Consider the following 18,401-nt stretch of genomic DNA (forward strand, 5'->3'; position numbering starts at 1 on the left):
TGTGACGCCGACGCGGTCGTGTCGGTCAGGCCAGCAGTTCCACCTCCGCCAGCGTCGACCTCCGGTCGAGCACCAGCCGGTACTTCCGGTACGCGCCCGGCGACGCGATCGTGAACGCCCGGGTCTGGTGGTCCCACCGGAAGGCTTCACGCGAGCGGTGGTCGAGGGTCTTCCAGTGCCTGCCGTCGTCGGAGCCCTGGAGGGTCCAGCCGGCCGGGGCCCTCGTGCGGTCGGCGGACGAGGTCAGGGTGTACTGGAGCGGCTTCACCGAGCCCTCGGTCGGCAGCGCCACCGAGGTGACCGCCGCGTCCGTCGCCGAGGTGTTGTCGAACAGGGCGCCGTCGCCCTTCAGCACGTCCGCGCGGGGAGTGGGGACCTTGTCGTCCCGGGTGATGGAGACCGGGGCCGCGTTCCGGCCGGAACCCCAGGTGGAGGGCTTCGAGCCCATGTGGAAGACCAGGACCCCGCCCTTGGCGATCAGGGAGTGGGGGAGCGAAGTGGAGGACCAGGGGCGGCCGTTGACGGTCAGGCCCTGCACGTAGACGTTCCTGGAACTGTTCCTCGGCGCCCGCACCACCAGGTCCCGGCCGTTCTCCAGGTGGACGGTCGCCTTCGTGAACAGCGGGGAGCCGATGGCGTACTCGCCGCTGCCCATCACCAGCGGGTAGAAGCCGAGCGCGGAGAAGAGGTACCAGGCCGACTGCTCGCCGTTGTCCTCGTCCCCGTGGTAGCCCTGCCCGATCTCGCTGCCCGTGTAGAGGCGGGACAGTGCCTCGCGGACGGCGGCCTGCGCCTTCCAGGGCTGGCCGGCCGCGTCGTACATGTAGATCACGTGGTGCGCGACCTGGTTGGAGTGGCCGTACATGCCCATCCGTACGTCCCGTGCCTCGGTCATCTCGTGGATGACGCCGCCGTAGGAGCCCACGAAGTCGGGGGAGGCCGTCTCCGGGGTGGCGAAGTACTGGTCGAGCTTGTCGGCGAGGGCGTCACGGCCGCCGTACAGGTTGGCCAGGCCCCGGCTGTCCTGCGGGGCGGTGAAGGCGTAGCCCCAGCCGTTGGTCTCGGTGTAGTCGTAGCCCCACACGCGCGGGTCGTACTTCGAGGAGTCGACCCGCCAGTGGCCCTTCTCGTCGCGGCCCTGGAAGAAACCGGCCCTGGTGTCGAAGAGGCCGACGTAGTCCCGGGCGCGGTTGAGGAAGTACTGCGCCTCCTCCTTGTAGTGCCTCTCGCCGGTCTTCCGGTACAGGGCCTCGCCCATCTTCGCGATGCCGTAGTCGTTGACGTATCCCTCCATCGCCCACGACAGGCCCTCGTGCGTGTCGGTGCTGGTGTAGCCGAGGAACGGCGAGGTGCTCATGCCCTTGCGGCCCACGCCCGGCATCGGGGGCACGACGGTCGCGTTCTTCAGGGCCGCGTCGTACGCCGCCTTCGCGTCGAAGTCCACGCCCTTCACGTAGGCGTCGGCGAAGGCCACGTCCGAGGAGGTGCCGGTCATCAGGTCGGCGTACCCGGGGGAGGACCAGCGCGAGGTCCAGCCGCCGTCCTTGTACTGCTGGACGAAGCCGTCGACCATCCTGCCCGCCTGGGACGGTGTCAGCAGGGAGTACGCCGGCCAGGTCGTGCGGTAGGTGTCCCAGAAGCCGTTGTTGACGTACACCGTGCCGTCCACGATCTTCGCGCCGGTGTGCGTCGGGGTGTCCGGGCCAGGCATGGGGGAGAAGGGGGAGGCGTACCTGCTCCTGCCGCCGACCTTCTCGAAGCCGGAGTTGGGGTAGAGGTACAGCCGGTACATACCCGAGTAGAGCGTGGTCAGCTGGTCGGGGTTCGCGCCCTCGACCTCGACCCGGCCGAGCAGCCCGTCCCAGGTCCGCTGGGCGCGCGCCCTGACCGTGTCGAAGGAGGTGCCGTCCGGGATCTCCTGGCGCAGGTTGTCCCTCGCCTGGTCGGTGCTGATCAGCGAGGTCGCCAGGCGCAGGGTGACCGTGCGGTCGGCGCCGGCGTCGAAGCGCAGATAGCCCTTGACCCCGCTCGCGGCGCCGTCCGTGACCGGCTTGTCGAACTCGCCGTACACGAACAGCCGGGTCGCACCCGTCGAGAGGCCCGACTTGACGTCGGAGTAGCCGGTGACGGTCCCGTGCTCCTTGTCCAGGGTGAGTCCCGCCTGCTCGGTGACGTTGTCGAAGAGCACGCTCGCGTCCGCGCCCGGATAGGTGAAGCGCAGCACCGCCGCGTGATCCGTCGGCGTCATCTCCGCCTTCAGCCCGTTCTCGAACCGCACTCCGTAGTAGTACGGCCGCGCCGTCTCGTTCTCGTGCCGGAAGGGCAGCGCGCGTGCCTCGCGGCCGGTCTCCGGGGTGCCCGAGGCGGCGGAGGGCATCAGCTGGAAGGTCTGCCGGTCACCCATCCAGGGGCTCGGCTCGTGGCTCGCGCTGAACGCCTGGATCGTCGGCAGGTTGTCGTCGTCGTTGGCCCGCGCGTACTCGTACAGCCAGCTCAGCGACGATGCGTTGGTCACCGGTGTCCAGAAGTTGAAGCCGTGCGGGAGCGCGGTCGCCGGGAAGTCGTTGCCGCGGGAGAAGCTGCCGCTGGAGTTGGTGCCGCGCGTGGTCAGCGCGTAGTCGGACAGGTGGGCCCGGGGCTTTGCGGGGGCGACCGGCCTGATCGCCACGTCGTCCAGCCAGCCGCGGAACTTCGCCGGCCCGTCCGGGGAGTCGTAGGCAAGCAGTATGCGGTCGACCGTCTTCCCCGCCGCGACCGACCCGATCCGTGAGACCACGTCGTTCCACTGGTTGACGTAGAGCACCTTGGCGGCGCCCTGCCCCCGCGGCGACAGCGGGAAGCCGTGCTGGTCGCTCGCTCCCAGGTCGCTCAGATAGGTGCCGTCGGTGAAGGCGAGGTCCACGGCGACGTTGGTGGCGTCGTAGTCACGGTCGCCGTCGGCCATGGAGGGGAAGAGACGGTACGACAACTGGGTGTCGCGGCCGACCTCCACGTTCACGTCGAAGATCTTGTTGTACGAGTACGCCCGGCCGTCCGCCGTGTGGCGTCCGGCGTAGCGCAGTGCCCGCTTTCCGGTGAACCCGGCACGGGCCTTCGCGGTCGGCGAGCCGCTCGGGCCCCGGTCGACCAGCGAGAGCATGTCCTGCGGGACCGGGCCGCCCCCGCCGCCCGTGGAGAACTGCACGTCGGCGAGCTGCACGATGTCCGGGGCGCCGGCGTTCTCCGTGATCTCCAGCCGGAAGTGCTGGTACTCGGCCGGCTCGGCGAGGTCGTAGGACTTCGTCCGGAACCGTTCGGGGAAGGACTCGCCCGAGCGGGTGTCGACGGTCTTCCAGTCCTTGCCGTCGGCGGAACCCTTCAGGGTCCAGTCCTGCGGGTCCCGTTCGGCGAAGTCATTGGCCGAGGTGAGGGCATACGTCAGCAGTTTTATCGGTTTGTCCAGATCGAACTCGACCCAGCCGGTGTTCTCGAAGGTCAGCCACTTGGTGCCGGGCTCGCCGTCCACCAGGTTCTCCTTCACCTCGCCCGCGCCCGCGTTCTCGCCGCTCGCCCGCACATCGGTGACATGGTCGGTCACATTGCCCGGGATGCCGGTGCTGTAACCGCCGTCGACGCCCGAGGCGCGCTCGGCGCCGTCCGGTCCGGTGTCGACGGTGTTCAGCCAGTCCGGCGCCGGATCAGCGGATTCGAACGAGGATGCGAACTCCCGGTCGGCGGCGGGCGCCTCGGCGGGCAGCGCGACCGCGGCTCCCTGCGGGCCCACCGCCATGACGAAGGCGGCCGTGAGAACGGCCGCCGGACCCCATCTGTACCGAGTTCTCCGCTGCATCTACGGAAACCCTCCCTGCGCTCGGTCATCCGGACAACGTTGTCAACTGCGGGGCGCAGGAACCAGTAGGTAGTCAAGTGACCGGTGATGTCAAGGGTGTTGAGCGTGGCATTCAGGCCTAATGACAGAGGAATTTCCCGCATGGAACACGCAGGAGGCTCATATTTCCGCGAGGTCTCAACTCGGATAAGACCCATGGCCAACCCTGCGTCCGATCTTGCTCCGCCGGTGAGGAGTGGACTATACCTGTCGGCGTTTCCTGCATTACTCGGCGTTTCCTGCACGACCCAGCGCTACCCGACCGCGGTGCCGGGAGGATCCGGTTCACCGCCTGAGTCCTGGAGAAGGCGAGGACTTGAGCATGGGATCCACTTCCGCAGCGAACCACGGTACCGGCGGCGTCGGCCGCCGCGATCTGATCAAGCGGTCGGCCGCACTCGGTCTCATGGGCGTCCCGGCGGCGGGTTTCCTGTCCGCGTGCGCCAGCAGCGGCGGCGGCGGTCAGGACAAGACCAAGACGGGGAAGAAGACCAGCAAGAACCCGCTCGGCGTCAACGACACCGCCCAGCTGGAATTCGTGCTGTTCGACGGCGGTTTCGGCAAGGAATACGCGCAGGACGCCGTGAAGATCTACCAGAAGGACTTCCCGAAGGCGAAGGTGAAGTTCTCCGCGACCCAGGAGATCCAGACCACCCTCCAGCCCCGCTTCAACCAGGGCAACCCGCCCGACCTCATCGACAACTCGGGCGCCAAGCAGATGGACATGGGCGTCCTGGTCGGCAAGAACCAGCTCGCCGACCTCACACCGCTGCTGGACGCCCCGTCCTACGACGACCCGGGCAAGAAGGTCCGCGACACGCTGCGCCCCGGCATCGTGGAGATGGGCCAGTTCGACGGCGAGCCGGTGTGGATCCTGTACTACGCGTACACCGTCTACGGTGTCTGGTACTCCCAGAAGGCCCTGGACTCGCTGGACGAGAAGTACCCCGAGACCTGGGACGAGATGCTCGCGGTGTGCGCCAAGGCCAAGAAGAAGGGCATGGCGGGCTGGACCTACGCGGGCAAGTACCCGTACTACATCCCCTTCTCGCTGTACCCGATGATCGGCAAGGTCGGCGGCCGTGAGGTGCTCGACGCCATCGACAACCTGGAGCCGAACGCCTGGAAGCACCCGGCCGTCAAGGCCTGCTTCGAGGCCTACTACGAGCTCTACAAGAAGGGGTACATCCTGCAGGGCACCCCCGGCCTGGACCACATCCAGTCGCAGACCGCGTGGGCCAAGGGCAAGGCGCTGTTCATCCCGAACGGCTCATGGGTGGAGAACGAGTCGGCGAACGTCATCCCCAAGGACTTCGACCTCGCCGTCTCCGCGCCCACCGGCATCGACTCCTCCGACAAGATGCCCTTCGGCACCATCTGGGCCTCCGGTGGCGAGCCCTTCGTCGTCCCGCAGAAGGCCGCGAACCCGGAGGGGGGCATGGAGCAGCTGCGCATCATGCTCAGTGAGGCCTCCTCGAAGAACTTCACGGCGAAGGTGAAGTCGCTGACCGCCTACAACGGCGGCACCTCCGGGATCACCCTCACCCCTGGCCTGAAATCGGGCGTCGCCGCGCTGGAGAAGGCGGGCGACAATGTGGTGAATCCGCGTATCCAGGACTGGTACGTCCAGTTGCAGAAGGAGCAGATCGGCGTGGCCGGTCTGGGCGAGATGATGGCCGGACGGGCCACCCCGGCCGAGACCATCAAGAAGATCCAGGGCTTCGCCGACGCGGCCGCCAAGGATTCGACGATCAAGCACTACAAGCACCAGTAGCCCGTACGGCCCATACAGCCCGTATTCCATATCGGCACCGGAGTGGCGATGCAGCACGGCAAGTACCGGTTCATCGTGGGGTTCCTGGCGCTCCCCCTCGGACTGTACGCGCTCTTCGTGGTCTGGCCGTTCATCCAGTCCATCTACTACTCGTTCACGGACTGGACCGGTCTCAGCCCCGAATTCAAGATGGTCGGCCTGGACAACTACAAGAGGATGCTCAACGACGAGATCTTCTGGAAGTCCTTGCAGCACAGCTTGATGTTCGCGGTCGTGCTGCCGCTGGTGACGATCAGCCTGGCGCTGTTCTTCGCCTTCATGATCAATGTGGGCGGGCGCAGAAGGAGGGGCGGCCCGGTGATCTCGGGTGTCCGGGGCTCCTCCTTCTACAAAATCGTCTATTTCTTCCCGCAGGTGCTGTCGATCGCGATCGTCTCCCTGCTCTTCGCCTTCGCGTACAACCCCGACAGCGGCGCGCTCAACTCGCTGCTGCGGGGGATCGGCCTCGGCCACGTCCAGCCGCTGTGGCTGGGCGACCCGAAGCTGGCCCTGTGGTGCGTGCTGGCGGTGCTCGTCTGGTCCACGGTCGGCTTCTTCGTGGTGCTGTTCTCGGCGGGCATGGCCTCCATCCCGGCGGACCTGTACGAGGCCGCGCTGCTGGACGGCGCCGGCCGCGCCACCACCTTCTTCCGCATCACCCTGCCGCTGCTGTGGGACACCGTGCAGTCCGGCTGGGTCTACATGGGCATCCTCGCCCTCGGCGCCGAGTCCTTCGCGGTCGTGCAGATCATGACGACCGGGCCGGGCGGCCCCGACTACTCGACCACCGTGCTGGTCCTGTACGTGTACCAGAAGGCGTTCCGGGACGGTCAGGCCGCCTACGCCACCACCATCGGCGTCGCCCTGCTCGTCGTCACGCTGGCCTTCGCCGCGGTCGTGATGCGGCTGGGCCGTCGCGAGCGGCTGGAGTTCTGAGCAGATGAAGACGACGGAATCTCCCGAGACCCCCGGGACCCCCGGGACTCCCGCGGCCCCCGCCCCCGCGCCCGCCGGGTCCGGTGTCCCCGTGGTGAAGGTGGACGTGCCGGCCGGAGCGAGGCCGGGGCGGAGGAGGGAGGGCGGCGTCCTCAACGTCTTCTCGCACGGCATCCTGGTCATCTGGGCGATCATGGTGGTCATGCCCCTGCTGTGGGCGGTGATGACGTCCTTCAAGGACGACGGCTCCATCTTCGGTTCGCCCTGGTCGCTCCCGGACAAGCTGCACTTCGACAACTGGGCGCGGGCCTGGACCGACGCCAACATGAGCGACTACTTCCTCAACACCGTCCTCGTGGTCGGCGGTTCGCTCATCGGCACGCTGGTCCTCGGCTCCATGGCGGCCTACGTCCTGGCCCGCTTCGACTTCCCCGGCAACCGCTTCATCTACTACCTGTTCATCGGCGGCATGAGCTTCCCGGTCATGCTGGCGCTGGTCCCGTTGTTCTACGTCGTGAACAACATGGGCCTGCTGAACACCATCCACGGCCTGATCCTGGTCTACATCGCGTACTCGCTGCCGTTCACGGTGTTCTTCCTGACGGCGTTCTTCCGCACCCTTCCGACCTCGGTGGCGGAGGCGGCCTTCGTCGACGGCGCCTCCCACTCCCGCACGTTCTTCCAGATCATGCTGCCGATGGCCAAGCCCGGTCTGATCAGCGTCGGCATCTTCAACTTCCTGGGCCAGTGGAACCAGTACATGCTCCCCACGGTCCTCAACACCGACCCCGACAAGCACGTCCTCACCCAGGGCCTGGTCCAGCTCGCCGTCAGCCAGGGCTACAAGGGGGACTGGTCCGGCCTGTTCGCGGGCCTGGTGATGGCGATGCTGCCGGTGCTCGCCGCGTACATCGTGTTCCAGCGTCAGCTGGTCGCGGGGCTCACGGCGGGGGCTCTGAAGTAGGGCGCAGGGGGCGGCCCGCCGGTCTCGTACGCACCACGCGACCAGACCCGTCTTCGCAAAAGCAGATTCGCACCGGGCCGCCCGCCCTCGCCTCCGACGGCTCTGGATCATTCCGCGCCTGAACGGTCCCGCCGACTCTCCGGCACCCCGGAAAACCCCGCCCACGGCCCCCGTCACGGCTGCCGTGAACCCGCCTCTCCGCCACTCCCGCCCTGCTCGGGAGTGGCGTGCGCATGCCCGGAAGGTGTCCCGTACGGAACGGAACATGCGAGAGCGATTTCCGTCAAGGACTTGACTGCGGTAACCCGTTCAGCACAGCTTGGAGTTCATAACTTGTAAGTGGCCCGGTTACGCAGATGTGACCTGGGCCACGGGCGGCGCAGGGGCCGCCCGGCCGATGGCGGGAGTGGATGGGTCGATGGAGACTCCGGGGTCGCAGTCGTCGCTGCACCGAGCCAACCTGGAACGGGTCGTACGCGCGGTACGGCTGGCGGGGTCGCTCACGCAGGCCGAGATCGCGCGGACGACCGGCCTGTCCGCCGCGACGGTCTCCAACATCGTGCGGGAACTGAAGGACGGCGGCACGGTGGAGGTCACGCCCACCTCGGCCGGCGGCCGGCGGGCCCGCAGCGTCTCGCTGAGCGGTGACGCCGGCATCGTCATCGGCGTCGACTTCGGGCACACCCACCTGCGCGTCGCGATCGGGAATCTGGCGCACCAGGTACTGGCCGAGGAGTCCGAGCCGCTGGACGTCGACGCCTCCGCGACCCAGGGCTTCGACCGGGCGGAAGTGCTGGTCAACCGCCTGGTCGCGGCGACCGGCGTCGACCGGTCCAAGATCGCCGGAGTCGGCGTCGGCGTGCCCGGTCCGATCGACGTCGAGTCCGGGACGCTCGGCTCGACCGCGATCCTGCCGGGCTGGACCGGCGCCCGTCCGGCCGAGGAGCTCAGGGCCCGCCTCGGCGTCCCCGTGCACGTGGACAACGACGCCAACCTCGGCGCCCTGGGCGAACTGGTCTGGGGCAGCGGGCGGGGCGTACGTGACCTTGCTTACATCAAGGTCGCCAGCGGTGTCGGCGCCGGACTGGTGATCAACGGGAAGATCTACCGCGGCCCGGGCGGCACCGCGGGCGAGATCGGGCACATCACGCTCGACGAGGCCGGACCGGTCTGCCGCTGCGGGAACCGCGGCTGCCTGGAGACCTTCGCCGCCGCGCGTTACGTGCTCCCGCTCCTGTGGTCCAGCCACGGCACCGACCTGACCCTGGAGGGCGTCGTACGGCTGGCGCGGGACGGCGACCCGGGCTGCCGCCGGGTGATCGCCGACGTCGGCCGCCACGTGGGCAGCGGAGTGGCCAACCTCTGCAACCTGCTCAACCCGAGCCGGGTGGTCCTCGGCGGCGATCTGGCAGAGGCCGGAGAACTCGTCCTGGGGCCGATCAGGGAGTCCGTCGGCCGCTACGCCATCCCCAGCGCCGCACGCCAGCTCTCCGTGCTCCCAGGGGCTCTCGGAGGACGTGCGGAGGTGCTCGGGGCACTCGCTCTCGCCCTCAGTGAGATGGGTGATTCAACCCTTTTGGACGGTGCTCCGGCGGTCGCCGCACCCGCCTTCACTTAGAGAACGAATGACGCCGTTGCCATCTCGTTAAGTATTTACTTCTTGACGTCGCACGTACGGCCGAGTTGACTTCCAGCCACCTCGGCCGCAGCGTTGCGGCCCTGTCAGGGAGGCACCCCAAGAATGAACGCAACGATGCGTAGAGTCGTGATCGGGACCGCGGCGGTTTCGATGGCCCTGTCGATGGCCGCCTGTGGCAAGGCCGGCGACAAGAAGGACGACTCCGGCAGCACCAAGAACTCCTCCAGCGGCGGCAAGACCATCGGTCTGCTGCTTCCCGACAGCGTCACCGCGCGCTACGAGAAGTTCGACCACCCGTTCTTCCAGGCGAAGATCAAGTCGCTCTGCTCCGACTGCACGGTCGAGTACGCGAACGCCGCGGGTGACGCTGCCAAGCAGGCCCAGCAGGTGAGCAGCATGATCACCAAGGGTGTCAAGGTCATCGTGATCAGCGCCCAGGACTCCGCCGCCATCAAGTCGTCCATCCAGACCGCGGTCAACAAGGGCATCAAGGTCGTCGCGTACGACCGCCTCGCCCAGGGCCCGGTCTCGGGGTACGTCTCCTTCGACAACGTCAAGGTCGGCGAGCTGCAGGGTCAGGGCCTGCTCGACGCGCTCGGCTCCAAGGCGACCAAGAGCTCCAAGGTCGTCATGATCAACGGTGACGACGCCGACCCGAACGCCGCCCAGTTCAAGCAGGGCGCGCACAAGGTCCTCGACGGAAAGGTGGACATCGCCTACGAGCAGTCCGGCCTGTGGAAGGACTCCGTCGCCGCCCAGAAGATGAAGGCGGCCATCACCCAGCTGGGCGCCAAGAAGATCGCGGGCGTCTACTCGGCCAACGACGACATGGCCGCGGGCATCGCCACCACCCTCAAGGGCGCCGGCATCAGCGGCATCCCGCTGACCGGCCAGGACGCCGAGCTCGCGGGCATCCAGCGCATCCTCGCCGGCACGCAGTCCAGCACGGTCTACAAGCCGTTCAAGCAGGAGGCCGACACCGCCGCGGAGATGGCCTACGACCTGCTCCAGGGCAAGAGCATCTCCTCCCTGGCCACCACGACGCAGACCAGCGCCTCCGGCGACAAGGTGCCCTCCGACCTGCTGACCCCGATCTCGGTCACCAAGTCGAACATCAAGGAAACGGTCCTCAAGGACAAGATCTACACCGTCCAGGAGATCTGCACCGGCGAGTTCGCCAAGGCGTGCAAGTCCGCCGGCCTGCAGTAAGCATCCCAGCGACGCCCGGGTGACGCCCGTACGAGCCATCTTTCCGGCACTCGTACGGGCGTCGACCGGGCACCGGACCGCCCTGCGGTCCCCGCGAACCCCTCCGGCGCCCGCCCCGGCCTTCATACCCCGCTGCCGGGCGGGCGTCGGACGGAACCGTTGCCGAGCGCAGCGTGTTCGCGCATGTTCATCTTGTTAACCACGTGCATTCGCACGTCCCTCCGCGCATGTTCCCCAAGCGCGGCATCCCCGCCGGTCAGGCGGCGAAGGAGATGGTTCACGTGTCCGCTACGCCCGTGCTGGCGTTGCGCGGAGTCTCCAAGCGGTTCGGTGCGGTCCAGGCCCTCACCGACGTCGAGCTGGAGGTCCACGCCGGAGAAGTGGTCGCCCTGGTGGGCGACAACGGCGCAGGAAAGTCCACCCTGGTCAAGACGATCGCGGGTGTCCACCCCATCGACGAGGGCGTCATCGAGTGGGAGGGCAAGCCGGTCACGATCAACAAGCCGCACGACGCTCAGGGACTCGGTGTCGCGACGGTCTACCAGGACCTCGCGCTGTGCGACAACCTCGACGTGGTCGGCAACCTCTTCCTGGGCCGCGAGCTGCTGCACCGGGGCGTCATCGACGAGGTGTCGATGGAGAAGCAGGCCCGCGAGCTGCTGAGCACGCTCTCCATCCGCATCCCGAGCGTCCGCATCCCGATCGCCAGCCTCTCCGGCGGTCAGCGCCAGGTGGTGGCCATCGCCCGCGCCCTGATCGGTGACCCGAAGGTGGTCATCCTCGACGAGCCCACCGCCGCCCTCGGCGTCGAGCAGACCGCGCAGGTCCTCGACCTGGTCGAACGGCTGCGCGAGCGCAACCTCGGCGTCATCCTCATCAGCCACAACATGGCGGACGTCAAGGCCGTCGCGGACACCGTCGCCGTGCTGCGCCTGGGCAAGAACAACGGCTCCTTCTCCGTGAAGGACACCAGCCACGAAGAGATCATCGCCGCGATCACCGGTGCCACGGACAATGCCGTGACCCGTCGTGCGGGGCGTCGCACCGCGGAGGCGGCCAAGTGAGCGAGACGTCGAACACCGTGAAGAAGGACGCTGAGCCCGTGGTGTCCGAGGACGCCGCCGTCGCCTCCGTCGAGGACCCCACGTCCGCCGCCGTTCCCGTCGTCGACCCGCGCCTGCTGGTCCGCGAAGAGGGCTTCAAGGGCTACATCACCGAGTTCAAGCGGAAGATCAAGGGCGGTGAGCTGGGCTCGCTGCCGGTCGTCATCGGTCTGATCATCATCTGGACCATCTTCCAGGCGAAGAACGACCGCTTCCTCAGCGCCGACAACCTGTCCAGCATCAGCTACTTCCTCTCGGCCACCGGCATGCTCGCCATCGGTCTGGTGTTCGTGCTGCTGCTCGGTGAGATCGACCTGTCCGTCGGCTCGGTCAGCGGTCTGGCGTCCACGGTGTTCGCGGTCTTCGTCGTCAACCACGGCATGAACGAGTGGCTGGCGCTCGTCCTCACGATCGTCACCGGTGTCGCCATCGGCGCGCTGCACGGCTGGTTCTTCGCGAAGATAGGCGTGCCCGCGTTCGTCGTGACACTGGCCGGCTTCCTCGGCTGGAACGGTCTGATGCTGTGGCTGCTGGGTGACAGCGGCACGATCAACATCCCGTCCGACTCCGGCCCGGTGCACCTGCTCGGCCAGAGCTCGTTCTTCATGGACCAGGCCATCGTCGGCGCCTACCTGCTGGCGGGCCTCGGTGTCGCGCTGACGCTCGTGGGCTCCTTCAACGAGCAGCGCCGCCGTCGCGCGGCCGGTGTGCCCTACCGGCCCACCAGCGAGATCCTCATCCGCGTCGGTCTGCTCGCCGTCGCGTCCTTCGCCGCCGCGGCCGTGCTGAACGACGCCGAGGGTGTCTCCAACGCCCTGGTGATCTTCCTCGCCGCGCTGGTCGTCGTGGACTTCGTGCTGCGCCGCACGACCTACGGCCGCAAGGTCTTCGCGGTCGGCGGCGGCATCGAGGCGGCCCGGCGCGCCGGTATCAGCGTGCCGATGGTCCGGATCACCGTGTTCGCCATCTCCGGTGGCTTCGCGGCGATCGGCGGCATGTTCTTCGCGGGTCAGACCGCGAGCGCGACGCTGAACGCGGGTGGCGGCAACACGCTGATGCTCGCCATCGCGGCGGCCGTCATCGGCGGTACGAGCCTCTTCGGTGGCCGGGGATCGGTGTGGTCGGCGCTGCTGGGCATGCTGGTGATCCAGTCGATCCAGACGGGTCTGGACCTGCTGAACATGAACACGTCGATCCAGTACATGATCACCGGTGCGGTGCTGCTGGGTGCGGTGGTCATCGACTCGGTGTCGCGTCGTAGCCAGAAGGCCGCGGGGCGTGCGTAAACGGTTCGCCTAGGCGCCGTCGGGGTGCGGTGGTTCTGCGGGTGCCGGTCCGTTGTGGCTGGTCGCGCCCGCGCGGCGGAGCCGCATATCGGCAGAGCCCCGCGCCCCTAGGGCGTGCAGTGGCCGTCGGCCGGGTGTGTCGGTCCGTCGGGTCGCGCCCGCGCGGCGGAGCCGCATATCGGCAGAGTCCCGCGCCCCTTCGGGGCGCTCCGGTTGCCCGGCGTATCGACAGGGCCCCGCGCCCCTTCGGGGCGCTCTTGTTGCCCGGTGCCTTCAAGGTGCCGGGCACTTGCGTGTCTTGGGGGCGTGTCAGATGGGTACCGCCGTCCGCGTGACGCATCACGCACCGCCCGGGCGCCGTCCGCCACGGCGGAACATTAGACTCGACGAGCCCGGCAACAGCTCGATCAGCTTTTACTGCAAGGAGGCACGGGTGCCGCTGCTGACCCGCATCAGGGGACCGCGCGATCTGGACCGGCTCAGCCTGGAGGAGCTGGACCAGCTGGCAGGGGAGATCCGGACCTTCCTCGTCGACGCCGTCTCCAAGACCGGCGGCCACCTGGGCCCCAACCTGGGCGTGGTCGAGCTCACCATCGCCCTGCACCGCGTCTTCGAGTCCCCGAAGGACAAGGTGCTGTGGGACACCGGGCACCAGTCGTACGTGCACAAGCTGCTCACCGGCCGGCAGGACTTCTCCAGGCTGAAGATGAAGGGCGGCCTGTCGGGCTACCCCTCGCAGGCCGAGTCCGAGCACGACGTCATCGAGAACAGCCACGCCTCGACGGTCCTCGGCTGGGCCGACGGCCTGGCGAAGGCCAACCAGCTCCTCGAGCGGGACAGCCATGTCGTGGCGGTCATCGGTGACGGCGCGCTGACCGGCGGCATGGCCTGGGAGGCGCTCAACAACATCGCCGAGGCCAAGGACCGCCCGCTCGTCATCGTCGTCAACGACAACGAGCGGTCGTACGCCCCGACGATCGGCGGTCTCGCCAACCACCTGGCCACGCTGCGCACGACCGACGGGTACGAGCGTTTCCTCGCCAGGACGAAGGAGATCCTCGACCGCACCCCGTACGTCGGGAAGCCGCTGTACGAGACGCTGCACGGCGCCAAGAAGGGGCTCAAGGACTTCATCGCCCCGCAGGGCATGTTCGAGGACCTGGGTCTGAAGTACGTCGGCCCGATCGACGGCCACGACATCGAGGCGCTGGAGTCGGCGCTGGCCCGCGCCAAGCGCTTCGGCGGCCCGGTGATCGTGCACTGCCTCACCGAGAAGGGCCGCGGCTACCAGCCCGCCCTCCAGGACGAGGCCGACCGCTTCCACGCCGTCGGCAAGATCCACCCCGACACCGGTCTGCCCATCGCCAGCTCCGGCGCCGACTGGACCTCGGTCTTCGGCGACGAGATGGTCAGGCTGGGGGAGGAGCGGAAGGACATCGTCGCCATCACGGCCGCGATGCTCCAGCCGGTCGGCCTCGACAGGTTCGCCAAGGCCTTCCCGGAGCGGGTGTACGACGTCGGCATCGCCGAGCAGCACGCCGCCGTGTCCGCCGCGGGCCTGGCCACCGGCGGTCTGCACCCGGTCTTCGCGGTGTACGCCACCTTCCTCAACCGCGCCTTCGACCAGGTCCTGATGGACGTCGCCCTGCACAGGTGCGGGGTGACCTTCGTACTGGACCGGGCCGGTGTCACCGGCACCGACGGCGCCTCGCACAACGGCATGTGGGACATGTCGATCCTGCAGGTCGTGCCGGGGCTCCGGCTGGCCGCGCCGCGCGACGCCGACCAGGTGCGCGCCCAGCTGCGCGAGGCCGTCGAGGTCAAGGACGCGCCGACCGTGGTGCGCTTCTCCAAGGGCGCCGTCGGCCCCGCCGTACCGGCCGTCGGCCGCGTCGGCGGCATGGACGTGCTGCGCGAACCCGGCACGGACCGGCCGGACGTCCTGCTGGTCTCCGTCGGCGCGCTGGCCCCGATGTGCCTGGAGATCGCCGCCCTGCTCGACCAGCAGGGCATCTCCACCACCGTCGTCGACCCGCGCTGGGTCAAGCCCGTCGACGAGGCCATGGCCCCGCTCGCCGACCGGCACCGCGTGGTCGTCACCGTCGAGGACAACAGCCGCGTCGGCGGCGTCGGCTCGGCGATCGCCCAGGCCCTGCGGGACGCCGGCGTCGACGTGCCGCTGCGCGACTTCGGCATCCCGCCGCGCTTCCTCGACCACGCCTCCCGTGCCGAGGTGATGGCCGAGATCGGGCTGACCGCCCCCGACATCGCCCGCCAGGTCACCGGTCTCGTCTCCCGGCTCGACGGACTCCCCCACTCTCGGCTTCGCTCGAGCGGGGGGACCCCCATCGACCGCCCGACGGCCGAGGTCGACTCCGTGGAGACCGCGCGCGACTAGACGCTGTCGTTCCCAGAGCCGGTTCCGCCACGCCTCCCGGTGGCGGAACCGGCTCTTTTGCGTGAACCTGCCTGTGCCGGGGCATACGCATCCCCAGCCCTCTCGATCATGTCGAGCGACGAGCGTGTGGGAGGTAGGCCCGTGAGCAGCACCCTCTTCCGGACGAAGAAGGTCGAACAATCCATCCTCGACACCGAGGAACCCGAGCACGCGCTCAGGAAGTCCCTTTCCGCGCTCGACCTCACCGTCTTCGGCGTCGGCGTCATCATCGGCACCGGCATCTTCGTCCTGACCGGCGCCGCCGCCAAGAACAGCGCCGGCCCCGCCGTCTCCCTGTCCTTCGTCGTGGCCGGTGTCGTCTGCGCGCTCGCCGCCCTCTGCTACGCCGAGTTCGCCTCAACGGTACCGGTGGCGGGCTCCGCGTACACCTTCTCGTACTCCTCGCTCGGCGAGCTGCCCGCCTGGATCATCGGCTGGGACCTGGTGCTGGAACTGGCCCTCGGTACGGCGGTGGTCGCCGTCGGTTGGTCCGGTTACATCCACTCGCTGCTGGACAACGCGGGCTGGCACCTGCCGGCGGCGCTCAGCGGCAGGGACGCCAACTCCGGTTTCGGATTCGACATCCTCGCCGCCGCCCTCGTGCTGGTGCTCACCGCCATCCTCGTCGTCGGCATGAAGCTCTCCGCGCGGGTCACCTCGATCGTCGTCGCCATCAAGGTGGCCGTCGTCCTCGTCGTCATCATCGCGGGCGCCTTCTTCATCCACAGCGGCAACTACCACCCGTTCGTCCCGCCGTCGCAGCCCGTGCCGGCCGGCGGCAACCTCAAGGCCCCGCTCATCCAGCTCATGTTCGGCTGGGCGCCCTCCAACTTCGGTTTCATGGGCATCTTCACCGCGGCGTCCGTCGTCTTCTTCGCGTTCATCGGCTTCGACGTCGTGGCCACCGCCGCCGAGGAGACCCGCAACCCGCAGCGCGACGTGCCGCGCGGCATCCTCGGCTCCCTGATCATCTGCACCGCGCTGTACGTCGCCGTGTCGATCGTCGTGACCGGTATGCAGAAGTACAGCGCGCTGTCCGTGGACGCACCGCTCGCGGACGCGTTCAAGGCCACCGGGCACCCCTGGTTCGCGGGCCTGATCAGCTTCGGTGCGGCCGTCGGACTGACCACCGTCTGCATGATCCTGCTGCTCGGCCAGTCCCGGGTCTTCTTCGCGATGAGCCGCGACGGGCTGCTGCCCCGGTTCTTCTCGCACACCCACCCGAGGTTCCGCACCCCGTACCGGCCGACGATCCTGCTCGGTGTGATCATCGCGGTTGTCGCGGGCTTCACCAGCCTCAGCGAACTCGCCGAACTGGTGAACATCGGCACGCTCTTCGCCTTCGTCGTCGTCGCGATCAGCGTGATCATCCTGCGCCGTACCCGGCCCGACCTGCCGCGCTCCTTCCGGACCCCGCTGGTGCCGCTCGTCCCGATCCTGTCGGTGCTGGCCTCGCTGTGGCTGATGGTGAACCTGCCCGCCGAGACCTGGCTGCGGTTCGCGATCTGGATGGTGATCGGCTTCGTCGTGTACTTCCTCTACGGCCGCTCGCACAGCCGGCTCGCAGGGCGCGAGGCCACCACGCTCGGCGAGGCCGCGCCCCCGAGCGGGAACGTTTCCTGACCGGATGCCGCACCCACCATCCGCGGGGAACCGGCGGAGCACCCGGCTCAGCCGAGCACGGTCTTGGGCCCCGTCACCTCCGCCCCCGACGCGGTGACCCGGTCCCTCAGCTCCCGGTCGGCGGTGACGACCAGCCGGGGTCGGCCGGGCTCCTGGGCGACGAGCTCCACGATCCTGTCGTCACCGCTGCCGGGCGCGGAGTCCACCCGTACGCCGGGCACCGACTCCACGCCACGGGCCGCGCCTTCGACCACCAGCACGATCTCCACCGGATCCGGGCGGCCCGGCAGCCCGTTCTCGGCGAGCCGGTCACGCAGTCGTTCGGCGGCTCCCCTTCGGTCCCGCCACCAGCCGTCGGGCACCGACCCGACCACGTTCGCGGCGTCGATGATCACGAGCAGGGAGACTTCCTCAGGCATGTGACCAGGGTCGCACGGCCCCGGCCCCGGGGCCGGGGCACGGCGGGCGGCCGGGCCCGCGTAAAGTGAACCGGTGAACGGCGACTGGCTCCTGCGCGGCCGCGACGGCCGCCTCAGTGTCTACCTCCCCTCGGACGACGCCGTGCTGTGCCGGGCGGAGCGCGCACCCGGCGGCCCCTGGGGCGCACCGCGCCAGGTGGGCGGCGACCAGAAGCTGCACCCCGTCCTGGCGGTCGGTCAGGGCGCCGACGGCTACGCCCATCTGGTCTCCTGGCGGCCCACGACCAAGGGCGAGTCGGGCCTCGTCCACTCCACGCACTTCCGCCCGCTCCTGGCCGCCCTGGACTGGAACCCGGTCGGCCACCCCGACAAGAAGGGCGAGCGCACCGGCACACCGGCCGTCGCCGTCGACGAGCAGGGCCGCGCCCACCTCTTCGTACGCAACAAGGGCGGCGGGGTGAGCATGCTCGCGCAGAAGGAGAAGGGCGGCTGGGAGTCCTGGCGGGACCTCAAGGGCCGGGACGTCCAGGACGGGCTCGCCGCGGTGACGGGGGAGTCGGGCCGGGTGGAGCTGTACGCACCCGTCCCGGGCGGCATCCTGTACTGGCGCCAGGACGAGCCGGGCGCCGAGCCGGTCCTCCAGGAGACCGTCGAGGCCCCGGTCCGTCCCGGCACCCTGTACGCGCTGGCCACCTCACCCGAGAGCACGACCCTCTACTACACCGACGACGCGGGCGACCTGTGCGCCTGGCGCCCCGGCGGCAAGCCGGTCACCCTGCTCCCGTCGGCCGGTCCCGGCCCGGTGTCCGCGGTGCGCTGCGACCTCGACGGCCACGACTGCACGCTGCTGGCCCAGCGCTCGGCGGGCGGGCGGGTGGCCTTCGCCGCGTATCCCACCCAGGAGGAGTCGGCGGGGGCCTGGTGGGCCGAGTCGGGTCCGCAGCTTCCCGTCGACGCGGTGGTGTCCCTCGCGGTCGACGCCGAGGACCGGGTCGTGGCGGCAACGTTGTCCCCGTCGACCGGCCGCCTCCTCCTCACCCGCCGCAAGGCCGAGCCGGGGCTGGCGCTGGAGGCATGGCGGGAGGTGTGAGCCGCCGGCCGGTC

The 18,401-nt window shown here is 69.1% G+C and carries 12 protein-coding genes; 10 read left to right on the forward strand and 2 right to left on the reverse strand.

Going from position 1 to position 18,401, the window contains the following annotated elements; translation table 11 throughout:
• Positions 1–25 precede the first annotated feature (25 nt).
• Positions 26–3,829, reverse strand: a complete 3,804-nt coding sequence (locus tag ACFYZQ_RS20345) for a GH92 family glycosyl hydrolase (protein WP_389149347.1) — start codon at positions 3,827–3,829, stop codon at positions 26–28.
• Positions 3,830–4,190: 361 nt separating this feature from the next.
• Here ACFYZQ_RS20345 and ngcE point away from each other — a divergent pair, with 361 nt between their 5' ends.
• The 9 genes from ngcE (at position 4,191) to ACFYZQ_RS20390 (ending at position 16,878) form a co-directional block, all read left to right on the forward strand.
• A complete protein-coding gene (gene ngcE / locus ACFYZQ_RS20350; protein ID WP_389149350.1) occupies positions 4,191–5,642 on the forward strand; it encodes an N-acetylglucosamine/diacetylchitobiose ABC transporter substrate-binding protein in 1,452 nt (483 codons plus the stop codon).
• 48 nt (positions 5,643–5,690) lie between these two features.
• The gene (locus ACFYZQ_RS20355) at positions 5,691–6,617 is read left to right on the forward strand and encodes a carbohydrate ABC transporter permease (RefSeq protein WP_389149353.1); all 927 of its coding nucleotides are present in this window, start codon (positions 5,691–5,693) and stop codon (positions 6,615–6,617) included.
• A gap of 4 nt (positions 6,618–6,621) precedes the next feature.
• A complete protein-coding gene (locus ACFYZQ_RS20360) occupies positions 6,622–7,581 on the forward strand; it encodes a carbohydrate ABC transporter permease (protein WP_389149356.1) in 960 nt (319 codons plus the stop codon).
• A gap of 418 nt (positions 7,582–7,999) precedes the next feature.
• A complete protein-coding gene (locus ACFYZQ_RS20365; protein ID WP_389149359.1) occupies positions 8,000–9,199 on the forward strand; it encodes an ROK family protein in 1,200 nt (399 codons plus the stop codon).
• A 123-nt stretch (positions 9,200–9,322) separates the two neighbouring features.
• Positions 9,323–10,429: a sugar ABC transporter substrate-binding protein gene (locus ACFYZQ_RS20370; protein ID WP_389149362.1), complete on the forward strand. Its 1,107-nt coding sequence runs from the start codon at positions 9,323–9,325 to the stop codon at positions 10,427–10,429.
• A 272-nt stretch (positions 10,430–10,701) separates the two neighbouring features.
• On the forward strand, positions 10,702–11,493 hold the full coding sequence (locus ACFYZQ_RS20375; RefSeq protein WP_388800396.1) for an ATP-binding cassette domain-containing protein: 792 nt from the start codon (positions 10,702–10,704) through the stop codon (positions 11,491–11,493).
• Positions 11,490–12,818, forward strand: a complete 1,329-nt coding sequence (locus ACFYZQ_RS20380; RefSeq protein ID WP_389149365.1) for a sugar ABC transporter permease — start codon at positions 11,490–11,492, stop codon at positions 12,816–12,818. Before ACFYZQ_RS20375 ends, ACFYZQ_RS20380 begins: the two co-directional genes overlap by 4 nt.
• Before the next feature lie 433 nt (positions 12,819–13,251).
• Positions 13,252–15,216: a 1-deoxy-D-xylulose-5-phosphate synthase gene (gene dxs, locus ACFYZQ_RS20385; RefSeq protein ID WP_389149368.1), complete on the forward strand. Its 1,965-nt coding sequence runs from the start codon at positions 13,252–13,254 to the stop codon at positions 15,214–15,216.
• A gap of 141 nt (positions 15,217–15,357) precedes the next feature.
• Positions 15,358–16,878 (forward strand): amino acid permease, encoded by a 1,521-nt coding sequence (locus ACFYZQ_RS20390; RefSeq protein WP_389149370.1) that lies wholly within the window; start codon positions 15,358–15,360, stop codon positions 16,876–16,878.
• A gap of 47 nt (positions 16,879–16,925) precedes the next feature.
• Here the strand turns inward: ACFYZQ_RS20390 and ACFYZQ_RS20395 are convergent, their stop codons facing one another.
• On the reverse strand, positions 16,926–17,297 hold the full coding sequence (locus tag ACFYZQ_RS20395) for an NTP pyrophosphohydrolase (RefSeq protein WP_389149373.1): 372 nt from the start codon (positions 17,295–17,297) through the stop codon (positions 16,926–16,928).
• Between the two features lie 73 nt (positions 17,298–17,370).
• On the opposite strand from ACFYZQ_RS20395, the gene ACFYZQ_RS20400 reads away from it, so the two are divergent.
• Entirely contained in the window at positions 17,371–18,387 is a 1,017-nt protein-coding gene (locus ACFYZQ_RS20400; protein ID WP_389149376.1) for a hypothetical protein, read from the forward strand.
• The last annotated feature ends 14 nt before the right edge of the window (positions 18,388–18,401 follow it).

It is taken from the genome of Streptomyces sp. NPDC001843 (assembly GCF_042891955.1).
In the GTDB taxonomy this organism is placed as follows: Bacteria; Actinomycetota; Actinomycetes; order Streptomycetales; family Streptomycetaceae; genus Streptomyces.